Here is an 11,961-nt window from a genome sequence, read left to right on the forward strand (position 1 = left end):
AGTGCCCCTGTCATAATTGGCCGCACTTGCTTGTTTGACGCGGTACGAGGGCACCGGGCTTCTGCCGGGGATGGTGCAGACCAGAGCCATGTGGGAATGACCCCTCTCGCCTGTTGTCTTGGGTGCTCGCGGTTTGCCGACTTGTGTTGATCTCCGTACCGTGCAGGTGATTCGTCACTCCCCACGCCTTACCTCACCCCCGGAGGGGAACGACCGTGACTCGGAAATTCTTGCGGACACTCGTCGGTGGCGCCGCAGTCGCCTCGGCACTGGCTTTCGGTGCCACCTCCGCCGCAGCCGTACAGGGCGGCAACGGCACTGACCACACCACTCCGGAGACGGACGTCGACCCCGCCGGCGCCGACCTCGACTCCGACCGATCCACCGAATCCAAGCCGCAGCGGCTGGTGCCCTACCGCACCTACGTCGCCGACCCGTACGGAACGCAGACGCAGACCGGCACAAAGGCGAAGGAGCCTCAGCCGAACGCGCTCGTTCCGTACAGCACCAAGCCCACCGCGCTCGTTCCGTACAGCACCCAGTGAACGGCCAAGCCCCGCAGGCACGTTGACCGGCGTAGAGCCCCTGGCAGCACGGCAGGTCTTCCGTCAGGAGACCGGCCGTGGCCGGGGGCTTTCGCTTGCCCGGGAAGAGCGTCGCAGCGACGTCATCGTTTCGTCAGCTCGCGGGAAGTCCCGGGCAGTGATGGCAGGAATAGGATTAGGTATGGACGGAATGGAGCGGTCCCCCGTGGTGAGAGGCTCGTCAGCGGGCAGCCCGCAGTGGGTGGGGAGATCCGAGGAACTTTCGTCCATCGGCCGGTTTCTGACGGCGCTCCGAAGAGGAGTCGGCGGCTGTGTCCTGGTGGAGGGCACCTCGGGGATCGGCAAGAGCGCTTTGGTCAGCGAGGCGGTACGGGTCGCCGGCGCAACCGACGCACTCATTCTCCGCGGAAGCGCGGACGAATTCTGCGTCAGTCTTCCTTTCCAAATGATTACAGAAGCCCTTCGCCCGGTACGCGGCGTCGATCCCGCCCCGCAGGTCAGCACGTTGTGGGGAGCGAGCGCCCGCAGCCCCGAGCTCGCCGGAGTGCAGGAAGCGCTCGCGCGGGTGGAAAGGGAGTGCGCCCGGCAGCCCGTGGTAGTGATCGCGAGCGACCTGCAGTGGGCGGACCACGCGAGTCTGACCGTGCTCGGCTCGCTCATGCGGCTCACGGCGCAGGTGCCGTTACTGCTCATCGGCGAGCTCACCATCGGCTCGAGCCGGGACGAGGTACTTCAGCTGCGCCGGGCGATCCTGGCCCGGGGCGCGCACGTGGTCACGCTGGGTCCGCTGCCCGCCAGGGACACTGCTGCGCTCGGCGGGAAACTTCTCGGCGCGACCCTGGCCCCACGGCTGCGCAAGCTCTGCCAGGAAACCGGCGGAAACCCTTTGTATGTACGGGAGTTGATCGCACACCTCGTACGGGAGGATCTCGTCTCGATCGAGGCAGGGCGGGCCGACCTCATCCCCGGAGCGGAAGCCGAGCAGCGCCTGCCGGGCTCGCTCGGAGCCGCGATCGCCGACCGCGTCGGCCATCTGGGCAAGGACACCCTGGAAGGTCTGCGAGCCTGCAGCATGCTCGGCGCCAGCTTCGACTCCGGCGAGCTCAAGGCCGTCCTTGACTGGCCCACCGAGCGTGTCGCCGGGGCGCTCGAAGAGGCCTCGGCGACCGGAGTGCTGCGGGACACAGGTGAGGTGATCGAGTTCCAGGCGCCACTGCTGCGGCGTGCGTTGTACGAGTCGATGCCGACCCCGGTGCGTGCCCTCAGACACCGGCAGATCGCCCAGGTACTTGATGCCCATGGCCGGCCGGCCGAGCGGATCGCCGCACAACTGGGCCTCGTCGGCGGCACGGCCGACGACTGGACCCTGGCCTGGCTCGCCTCCTCCGGCACGGCGCTCCTCTACCGCGCCCCGGAACTGGCCAGGCGCCTGCTGCGCGGGACCACCGACGCGCTGCCCTGGGGCGATGAACGGCGCGAGACGCTCGAAGCGATCTACGCGATGGCCGACTACCTCACCGGCAAGCTCCCGGAGTGCGAGGTCATCGCGACTCGACTACTCGCCCATACCCAGGACCCGGACCGCGCCGCCGAGATGACCTGGATCCTCGGCTACGCCCTGCTGCAGCAGTCCCGCCCGGTCGAGGCCATCGAAGCCGTGACCTCCGCCGGTGAACGCTGGGCGCTCACCCCCGTCTGGGAAGCCCGGCTCTGCGCCCTGCACGGTCTCATCCTCACCGCGGTGGACCAGGATCTGACCTGTCAGGAGTCACTGCCGGTACTCCAGCGGGCGATGGAACTGGGCAACGCTCTCGGCGACGCCCAGACCATCGCGTACACGACCAACTCCCTTGTGGTCCGCTACCTGCGCGAGCACCGGTACGACGAGGGACGCCGCCTGCTGCAGATCGGACTGGACGCCGCAGGCACCGACCCCGCACTGACCGACGTACAACTCCTGCTCCTGGCCAATGCCCTGCACCTGGAGAGCTCCGTCGACGAGGTCGACCGCGCTCACGAACGCCTGCGGCAAATGCGCAAACTCGCCCTGGAGGCAGGCACGGCACGCCTCGGCGGCGTGCTCACCGCCAGCTCGACCTTCACGTACTCGATCGGCCTCTGGGACGAGGCACTGGCTGATCTGGAGCTGGCCGGTGAAATGCCGGCCGCGCCCTACCTCACCTTGCTGAGGCAGGCTGTCCTTGCACTCATCAGCGTGCAACGCGGCGATTTGTCGCTCGCGGAGGAGTACTTGGCTCAGGTCGGCAACCCGGATGACCTGCCCCCCAGCGGATGGATGGTCCTGGGCACCGTCTGGCAGGCACGGCTCGCGCTGGCCGAGGTGCGCGGCGCGACCGATGAAGCCAAGGCGATACTGCACCGCGTCCGCAGTGAGGATTTCCACACGGTTGTCGAGGACGCCTACCGGCTGCTCGCCCCCGGGATGAGCCTCGCGCTGCGCCTCGGAGAGCAAGAGGTGGCCGCCGATCTGCTCGACGACGCGCAACGCCAGGCCGTCAAGGACCAACGGTCCGTCGTGCGCGGCGTGGCTCTCCACTGCGAGGGTCTGTACAACGAAGATCCCGAGCCGATGCGTGAGGCGCTCGCGCTGTTCAAACGGGCCCGTCGTGTCCTGGACGAGGCCTCCTGCGCCGCGGACCTGGCCGTACTGCTTGCTTCAGCAGGGGAATTGGCAGAGGCCAAGGAGCACATGCACGTAGCCGTCGAGCGCTACCAGGAACTCGGCGCAGCCGGCGAGCTCGCCCGTGCCGACGCCCGCTGGCGCGAGGCCGGCCTCAGGCGTGGAGTGCACGGCAGCCGCAAGCGGCCGGCCGCGGGCTGGGAATCACTGACGCCGACCGAGCAGCGGATCGCGGAACTGGTGGCGGACGGCTTGTCCAACCCCGATATCGGTGAGCGTCTGTACTGTTCGCGGCGCACCGTGCAGACCCATGTCACCCATATTCTCGCCAAGTTGGGGTTGCGGTCGCGGGGCGAGGTGGCTGCGGAGATCGCGGGGCGGGATCCGAGTGCGGCGGCGTTGGGCTGATGGGGCCGGCTCATGGGCCTCTGATCAAGCTGAGATGCCGGGAGGATCCACGCCGGGCGGTGCCTAGCGGGCGCGGTTGGCGCGCAGGAGGCCGAGCTGCTCCTCGGTGAGCTTCAGGTCGCCGGCCGGGAGCGGGGCGGCGACGAGCTCGGCGTACATCTCGATCTCGGGGGCCAGGTAGATCTGGGCGGCCTTGAGCTCGGCGAGCGAGAACAGTTCGGGGAGGACTTCTGCCTCGTACTGGGTGTAGGTGTCGGTGTCGTCGCCGGTTACGTAGCCGCTGTCCTCGGTTTCGGCGTCGGATACGTCGTCGTCGATCTCCCCGAGGGTGGTCGTGTGGGCTGTAGTTGCCTGGGTGGGCTTGCTCTCGGTCAAGCGGTGCCAGATGGCCTTCTTCCATGTGGGTTGGGGTGTGGTGGTGTCGTAGTAGTGGACGTGGCGGCCGGTGCGGTTGGCGATGCGTTGGGGGATGGTGCCGGGGTTGGGCATGGCGAGGACGATGGGGTGCTTTTGGTGGTGGGCGGCGAGGGTCTCGTCGATAGTGGTGACGAGTTCGACGAGTTCGTCGTCGGTGATCCAGTTTGGGTGCGTGCTGACATTGGGGAAGGGGATCTGTCCGTCGTCGTTGCGTTCGGCCCAGAGGAAGAGTGGCTTGTCGCCCGATTCCCACGGAGCGGGCTGATCGTGTAGTTCACCGGCTGCGGCCTTCAGGACCCGGTGGGCGTCCTGTGGCTCTGGGTCCGGCTTGCGGACCAGGTTCCAGTGGACGATGCCGGGCCGATTCAACGCGATGGCGGAGTAGATCCTGCTTGCGATGCCGTTCTCCCAGGCGCGGAGTGCGGCGAGCACGGTGGGGTTGGTCGCGGGGAGGCGTTGCTCGATCGCTTTGGCGATCAGGATGCCGATTTGTGCGCGGTGGGTGTTTTCTATCGGGGTGCCGGGTGCCAAGTGCAGTACTTGAGGGCCCCAGGCTGCGATGTTCGCTCCCCAGGTGGTACGAAGCAGCTGTTCGGCGTCGGCGAGGGCCCACAGCGCCCGGGCCCGGACGACCTCCTCGGGGAGCGACTTGCCCAGTTCATACCCGGGCCGCTCGAACTTTCCGAGTGCGATCTGGAGATGCCCGTTGCTCGGGGTGCTGTTGCCGCCTGGGCCACGGAGTGAGTCGAGTGAGGGTGACAGGCCGCGCAGTCCGTGGTCGCCCCGCATTTCTTTGATCCGGCGCAGGGCGACGCGGAGGACGGCGGTGTGGGGGTTGTCGATGGTGGGGTGTGTCCGTTGGACTTCGCGGGCGAGGTGGTTCCAGAGGTCGAGGCGGAAGGGGGTGAGTTGGCCGAGGGGGTCCAAGGCGCGGAGTGTGTCGAGTGCGACGATGCCGTTCATGAGTTCGTTGAAGCGGGGTTCGTCGTCCTCGATGTCCCGTCCGTACTGGATGCGCAGGGCGCGGAACAGCGCGAGTACCGTCTCGCGGGTGGTATCCGGTACTTCGGAGTATTTGTCGGCGTGGAGCCCGTATTCCCATGCCAGGGCGTCGAGTTTGGCTTGGGTGGGTTCGGGCCGCACCCATCTGCGGTCACCGATCACACTGCCGTCGGGTAGGAATTCGTTGACTCGGAACGTATCGCCGTAGCCGGTGATCCGGTCGGCTCCGCTGACGTAGCGTCTGCTGTGGTTGGCGACGTGCTGCGCGAAGGAGACGGTACGCAGCGGGTCGTCCACCGGCCGGCTCCCCCGACCAGCCGCCGATCCCAAGTACCGGGATATCTCACCGGGCTGATCGCCGAGGCACGCCTGCAGCCAGATGGCCACGCCATCGGGCAGTTCGGCGAACTCCTGGAGCGTGCCGAAGTAGCGGCCTGCCTCCGCCGCACTCAGAACTGTCGTTCGGCCCCGGACCGTGAGCTTGGCGATGCCTGCGCCGCTGTGGAGGGAGAGGATCCGGACGGCCGAAGGGATCGGATCGACCGTTCTCCTTTCCCCGACATGCCATGGCACACCGGCTACATGGACGATGGGCTGCTCTGTCGTGAATTCCCTGAAGTGCTGCAGACGCTTCGTGTCCGTCCGGCTTGGAACATGTTCATGGTCGAGCGCTGGCGTGCCGTGGCGGTCGCCGACCCTGCTATGTGCCACGTCCTTGCGCGTGAAGGTGACGCCGTAAATATCAGTGAACTCTTCGTCGTCCTGGTCGGCGACGGTCTTTGCGGGTTCGTCGAAGCGGATCACGCTGCCGACGGGCTTCTGCTCGTTGCGGGGGTCGTCGTCGAGGGCGATGGATGAGGTGGTGGGTTTGAAGGGGTTGGTGCGGAGCCCGGCGGAGCCGGCGAGGGCCCAGTTGGCTGCCTTGAGGCGTCTGGCTGTGGCGCGTTGGAGTCCCGGGCTGCGGTTGGCGAGGCCGGGGATCGCGAAGACCACGGGGAGGTGCGGGCGGTCTTTGAGGTCTGCGGCGATGGTCTCGGCGATGTCCTCGTGGCTCAGCTTCTCGCCGTTCGGTCCGAGGATGCGGCCGTGCTCGTCGATGACGGCGACGATGACCCAGGCACCGTTAGTGCCCCACGGTGGCTCGTCCATGCGGGAGAGTTGGAGGTGGCCTCCGGGGTTGTACACCGTGTAGTGGTGCAGCGTTGATGTGTCGATGGTCCTGAGCGCGTCGGCCGGTTTGTATGTCCAGCGGCGCCCGGTGGGTTGATTGTTCGGATCGTGCAGGAGCCTGTCGTGGCTCAGCAGTTCCCGGAGGACCTTTCCGGGCGTGATGCCGGCGGCCGGACTGGCAAGTGGGCCACTGGCAGGGATGGTTGCTGGGGCTGAGGTAGATGGCGTTGGCGGGGCTGCGGTCATGGAGGGCTCGCCTACAGCTGCGAGCGCCCCCTTGACCTTTGGGGCCAGTTCGATGTTGTGCCACGCGGCGCGGAGCCACTCCTGCGGGCGTCCGTCGGTGCGTTCGAGGAAGTGGATCCGGGACGGGCCACCGCTCGGGTTCGGCTTGAAGGTGAGGGGTCCGTCGTAGAAGTAGACGAGGCGTCCTGTCGCGTCGGCGAGTCTCTGCGGCAGGGCGCCGCGATTCTTCATGACGAGCACGATGGGGTGCTTCTGGTGGATGCCTTGCAGGGTGGAATCGAGCCTGATCAGGAGATGGACGAGCTGGATTTCGGAGACGGTGTACGTCTCTCCGCGGATGTCAACGGTGATGGTCTGGTCCGGATTGGGCTCCGCCATGATCACGAGCGGCTGGACATCCGTCGGCCAGGGAGCCTGTTCGGTGCTCTGCGTGCTGACGCCATCCTGCTGGTCGTGGCGTACGAACTCGGTGGTGTTCAGGCCGGAGAGGCGATGTCCGGTCAGGTTCCACTGGAGGTGGTGCTGTGGCCTGGGGTGCCCGTCCGGTGGCGTCGGCGAGTTTCTGCGGGAGGCCGCCGGGCTTCTCCATCACGAGGAGCAAGGGGCGCTTCTGGTCCTGTCCGCGGAGCGTCCGGTCGAGGGTGACCAGGAGGTGGACGAGTTCGTCCTCCTCCAGGGCTTAGGTGGTTGCTCCGAGACGCACCTTGATGCGCATGGTGGAATCCCGTGCCGCCCTGATGACGAGGGGACGGTCAGGGATGTCCGTCGACCAGGGTGGCCTTTGTTCGGTCGGCGCGGTATCGCCGCTCGGGTGCTGTTGGAAGTAGCGCCCGATGTCCATCCCGAGATAGCGGGCGATGCCGCCGCCCGAGAGGTCCCATTGGACATCTTGTAGGTGCTTGCTCGTATCCGGATCGAGGGGCGGGAAGGTGGTCCGGAACCTGTCCTGCCAGATGTGGAGGGCTGTCAGGAGGGCGAAGTCGGCGGGGTCGTGGCGTTGTTCGTATGCCTTGGCGATCAGATTGCGCAGGAGTACGCGGTGGACGGCGGGGTCCCAGGAGAGTTTCGGATCGAGGTGGAGCACGCGTCGTCCCCAGGCCGCCATGGTGGGTTCGTGGGGGGAGGACTGCAGGAAGAGTTCGGCGTCTGCCAGCGCCCATGCTGCCCGTGCATTACGTACTTCCGGCGGCATGGGGACGTTCTTGGCGCGGCCGGGGCGGGGGAAGTCACCCAGAGCGGAGGGCAGCAGGTCACGGCGGGGGGCCCCGGTGGCATCGAGCAGTGCGCTGAGGCCTGGTGTCCAGGTGTGCAGCGGGTCCGGGTGGTCCTTCTTGGCTTTGGTCCAGGCCCAGTTGAGTGCTGCGGTGTGGGGGTCGATGGGTCCGGGTGCCTTGGGGGCGGTGTCCGGGGTGTCGGGGCTGAAGCCGTTCCACTTGACGTGGTTGGCGAGGTGATTCCACAGGTCGATACGGAACTGGAAGGTGAGCTCCGACAGCACATCCCTGGCATGGGCCTGCTCCAGCGCAACGACCTTGTTGAGGAGGTCGTGGTAGTCGTCCCGCTGCGCGACCTCCGCACCGTAGATCTGGCGCAGGGCGCGGATGAGGACCAGCATGGTCTCCCGGGCACTATCGCCATGCGTGGCGTACAGGCCCGTGTCCTGGGCGAGACGGTCAAGCTCGTCGCCCAGCGGCTCAGGCAGGAACAACACATACTCACCCCGCTCCCCCCTCATCCCCTGCCGTAGCGTCGGCCCCTCGGTGGTCGCTCCGGACTCCTTTGTGTCGCCGATGACCTTGCGTCGGCTGACGTTGGCGAACTCCTGGGCGAAGGCGAGGGTACGGAGCGGATCGTCCACCGGCGGCGGCTCGGCTCCACTGTGGGGTCGCCAGTCGCCGAGGTCGTCGCCTGCGGTGGCCGAATAGCAGCTGCGCAGCCAGATCCGGACATGGCCAGGCTGTTCGGCGAGCTCACGAAGGGTCCCGAAGAATCGGCCGGCGTCCTTGGCGCTCCAAATGTGCGTACGGGGCGGCACGGGGACGCACACCAGGCCGGGCAGGCCGTGGACCATGACCATGCGGTAGTCGGCGTCGAGCGGCGGGACGTGAATCTCTCCCCCGGCATCGCGTGCTTTTCCTTCGACGAGCGCGGTGGGCCGGTGCCATGCCCCGTTTCTCAGCCAGGACAGTACTCGCGCGGCATCCCGTTCTCGTTCGCGCAAGAGATCGGTCGCGATGACGAGGCCGGACGTGCCGTCCTCCACGTCGCCGACGCGCGTGTAGGCCACATCGCCGCGGGAGACCGTAGCCGCCGAGTCGCGGGCGGTGAAGGCTTCGCGCTCCTGGTCGGGGAGAATATGTGCGGGTTCGTCGAATCGGACCACGTTTCCATGTGGCGAGGTCACCGGGGCGGCGTCCGCGAGACTGACGACCGTGGTCACCTTGTCGCCCTCTTGGATCATGTGCAATCCGCCGAACCCTGACAGGCCGTAGTTGGGGTCTTCGAGGCGTGTGGCGGTGGCGCGTTGGAGGTTCTGATTGCCTCTGGCGATGTAGCCGATGGCGAAGAGGACCGGGAGTCCGGCTGCGTGCTCTCGGCGCTCCGGGTCGTTGAAGATGGTTTCGGCGATGTCCTCGTGCCTGCCGAGAAGGTTGTCGGAGGCGTCGATGAGGTTTCCCTCGTTATCGGCTTCGGCAGCGATGACCCATGCGCCCCGATGTCCCCAGACGGGGGGTGTGAGGAGATCGGTCGGATAGAGGACGCCGTCGTCGCCGAGCCTGTACCAGTGCTGCATCGAGGTGTCTACCGCGCCGGCCATGTCGGCGGGCAGCCTGCCCCAAGTGCGCCCGGTAGGACGGCCATTGCTGTCGCGCAGGAGCGTGTCGTCCTGCAGCAGGAAGTCCAGGGACTTCGGCGGAGACGGCGGTTGAGGGCTCGAGTCGGTCGGATCCGGATCGGCTGGAGCAGTCTGAGCGGCCTGGCCGGCTTCTGGTGGGGACGAACCGACGGTTGCGGAGGGCTCGTCCCACACGTCCGGTGCCGCGTTGGCAAACGTGTCGGGAGCCAGAGGGCCGGCGGCTTCGATCTCCCCGAGAGCGGATTTGGTGTCGTATGAGGTGTCGTATCCGCTGCCGTAGGTGGTGCTGGGGATGGCGGTGCTGTAAGCCGAGCCGTCGTGGATGAGAGCGGCGTGGGGGAGCGGGTCTGCGCCGAACTTGGTCTCGGTGGTGGTGCCGGTGGCGAAGTCGGTGCTGACCAGGCTGAGGGTGAGGTCGTGGATGCGGGCGACGACGGAGGCGGCGGTGGTGGCGAGGAGGTGGGGGAGGCCGGTGACGTCGGTGATGTTGGTGTGGTCGGGCTCGGGGGTTGCGGTCCCGGTTTCCGACCTGGTGTCGGGTGTCTGGCTTGCGGTGCTGGTTGCGGTGGTGAGGAGCTCCCCGAAGAGGGCGGTGGGGGAGATCTCGGTGTTACGGCGTGGGGTGAGTCCGTAGTCGGTGAGCCGATCGGCTTGCTCGACCGTGGGTGTGGTGAGGAGGGGGTGTGTGGTGGGGAGGTCGGCCGACGTGACGTTCTGGGCGAGCCAGTTGATGAATTCCTCGGGGGTGTCGGGGACGCCGAGGTCGAGGTGAGGGGAGTTGAGGGTGTTGATCCACGCTTGAGCAGGGGCGTGGAGGGGGTTGGTGGTGATGTGTGCCGTCGTGGGGATGGTGGCAGGTGTGGCAGGTGCGGCAGCGGTGGACTCGGGGACGATGCTGGTGAGTTCGTAGGGGGTGTCGCCGAAGAGTGGCCCGCCGTCGTCCGCGGTGAAGTAGGCGTGGGCGGGATCGGGTGAGGTGGCGCCCTGGGGAAGATGGAGCAGTGAGAGGGGGGAGTTGGTGAGTGGCGGTGGTGGGGGCTGTTGGTGAGGTGCAGAGGACTGTTGAAGACGCCGTCGTTGAGCTCCGAGTTCGTCTCTTCGAGGTTCGGGTTGGAGTCTGTGGGGCTGATGTTGGTGGAGGTGTTGATGAGGGTGCCGTCGTCGGGCCCGGTGGTGTCCGGATCCGGCTCCGTGCCCGATGGGTTCGGGTCCATGCTGGTCTGGGGCGGGGAGAGGGATGGGAGCGGCGGCGGAATGTTGCCGTTGCCCTCCGACTCCGATGGGAAGGGGTCGAGGTCCGCGAAGTCGGGTGGTCCGACCGTCTCGGGCTGCGAGGTGTACGCGGGGGGCCGGGGGTAGAGGGGCGGCGGGTCGTACGGCGAGTCCTGCAGCCCGGCGGTGTGCTCGGTGTGGGGGGACTTGTGGTTGCTTCCGAAGCCGCTGCCGAACCCGTTGCCGAAGGGGAAGTTCTTGTTGAGCTGGTGGGAGCCGAAGTGGGGGCGGGGTTTGAAGTGCGCCTTGTACAGGTAGCCGCCGAGCGCCATGCCGGCGCCGAAGACGAGCATGGTGGTGGCCGCACTGACCATGCCGCCCAGGATCTGGTCGCTCTCGAATTTGGTCCAGTTGCCGTCGAACGCACCGTTCACGAACCAGCCGGCAGTGGCCTCGCCGATGCCCTCACCGGGAATGGTGCCGAACTCGTGGAGGATCTCGCTGCCGAACTTGCTGTGGTCGAAGAAGTCCTTATAGAGGCTCTTGATCCCGATCGCGATGCCGTCGGCGATACCGCTCGCCACATACCCGGCCGCCAGACCCAGCACGAACGACTTCGCGACGTCGATGCCGTCGATGCCCTTGGGCTTGGCCCGCCCGGTGTTCAAGTTGATCTGCGCGCCCTGCACCGAGAGTTCGATGAACACTTCCTGAATGCCCTCATCGAACGCCGGCAGCACATTCGCCCGCGTCAGCATCCGGCAGACGGTGAGCAGCAGCGCGAAACGGGTCCGCATCTTCAGCAGCAGGATCTCGGTCATCGACGCGCCGCCGGTGAACGCCAGAACCGACGTCAAAAACGACAACTCGATCGCGAACGCGATCAACTCGGCGATCAACTGCCACTTCGTACCCTGCACATTGCGGGCCTGCTCGACCTGCCCGTCCGCCATCGCGACCAGGTTCCGCTTGAACCGCTCCAGCTGGTCGATGGTGCCGCCCTCACCGGTCAACTGACCGATCGCCGCGGCATATTGGTCGTACGCGGACTGCGGCAGCCCCTCGCGGGCCTTGCCGTAGGAGTCGCGGAGCATGTACGCGATCTCGAGCATCGCGTTCGCGGCGTCCAGCATCGGATTGCTGCTGTTGAACGCCATCGTCTCGCTGGCCTTCGGCGGTTTCTCACCCAACAACGCGTAGTAGGTGTTCTTCTCCTCCTCGGTGAACGTCAGATCACCAGGAATCGACCCACCCGAGCCGCCATCCGAAACACTGCCGTTGCCACCATTACTCGCCGCCATCATTCCCCACGGAGGAACACACGTGGCACTGCGTGCGGTGGACGCGCGCGCGTCGAGGGCGCCGAGCCATCATCGATCCACCCCACACGCATCGTAATTTCGGGCCATTTGTGCTGACGGACACGTACATAGGACCTCAACACCCTTGCGTAAACCTTGTCT

General features: G+C 66.9%; 6 protein-coding genes. 4 read left to right on the forward strand and 2 right to left on the reverse strand.

Translation table 11 applies throughout. The features are described 5' to 3' along the window. Positions 1 to 215: 215 nt before the first annotated feature. Together ACH4YL_RS25150 and ACH4YL_RS25155 are read left to right on the forward strand one after the other, a co-directional pair. A complete protein-coding gene (locus tag ACH4YL_RS25150; RefSeq protein ID WP_398509687.1) occupies positions 216 to 545 on the forward strand; it encodes a hypothetical protein in 330 nt (109 codons plus the stop codon). A gap of 190 nt (positions 546 to 735) precedes the next feature. Continuing rightward, complete coding sequence (locus ACH4YL_RS25155) at positions 736 to 3,594, forward strand: AAA family ATPase (RefSeq protein ID WP_398509789.1); 2,859 nt, start codon at positions 736 to 738, stop codon at positions 3,592 to 3,594. Positions 3,595 to 3,657: 63 nt separating this feature from the next. Here the strand turns inward: ACH4YL_RS25155 and ACH4YL_RS25160 are convergent, their stop codons facing one another. Both ACH4YL_RS25160 and ACH4YL_RS25165 read right to left on the reverse strand, forming a co-directional pair. Then, positions 3,658 to 6,807 carry a lonely Cys domain-containing protein gene (locus ACH4YL_RS25160; protein WP_398509688.1) on the reverse strand — a complete coding sequence of 1,050 codons (3,150 nt, stop codon included), beginning with the start codon at positions 6,805 to 6,807 and terminating at the stop codon, positions 3,658 to 3,660. Between the two features lie 301 nt (positions 6,808 to 7,108). Next, a complete protein-coding gene (locus ACH4YL_RS25165; RefSeq protein ID WP_398509689.1) occupies positions 7,109 to 9,247 on the reverse strand; it encodes a hypothetical protein in 2,139 nt (712 codons plus the stop codon). Positions 9,248 to 9,604: 357 nt separating this feature from the next. Here ACH4YL_RS25165 and ACH4YL_RS25170 point away from each other — a divergent pair, with 357 nt between their 5' ends. Both ACH4YL_RS25170 and ACH4YL_RS25175 read left to right on the forward strand, forming a co-directional pair. Continuing rightward, a complete protein-coding gene (locus ACH4YL_RS25170; protein WP_398509690.1) occupies positions 9,605 to 10,261 on the forward strand; it encodes a hypothetical protein in 657 nt (218 codons plus the stop codon). Between the two features lie 446 nt (positions 10,262 to 10,707). Continuing rightward, positions 10,708 to 11,916 (forward strand): hypothetical protein, encoded by a 1,209-nt coding sequence (locus ACH4YL_RS25175; RefSeq protein WP_398509691.1) that lies wholly within the window; start codon positions 10,708 to 10,710, stop codon positions 11,914 to 11,916. Positions 11,917 to 11,961: the final 45 nt, after the last annotated feature.

It is taken from the genome of Streptomyces sp. NPDC020681 (assembly GCF_044334895.1).
Taxonomy (GTDB): domain Bacteria; phylum Actinomycetota; class Actinomycetes; order Streptomycetales; family Streptomycetaceae; genus Streptomyces.

Bases quoted from the DNA above. Each gene is read 5' to 3' on its own strand.
- ACH4YL_RS25155 (WP_398509789.1), top strand. From the start codon at position 736: ATGGAGCGGTCCCCCGTGGTGAGAGGCTCGTCAGCGGGCAGCCCGCAG.
- ACH4YL_RS25160 (WP_398509688.1), bottom strand. From the start codon at position 6,807: ATGGCGGAGCCCAATCCGGACCAGACCATCACCGTTGACATCCGCGGA.
- ACH4YL_RS25165 (WP_398509689.1), bottom strand. From the start codon at position 9,247: ATGGCCGGCGCGGTAGACACCTCGATGCAGCACTGGTACAGGCTCGGC.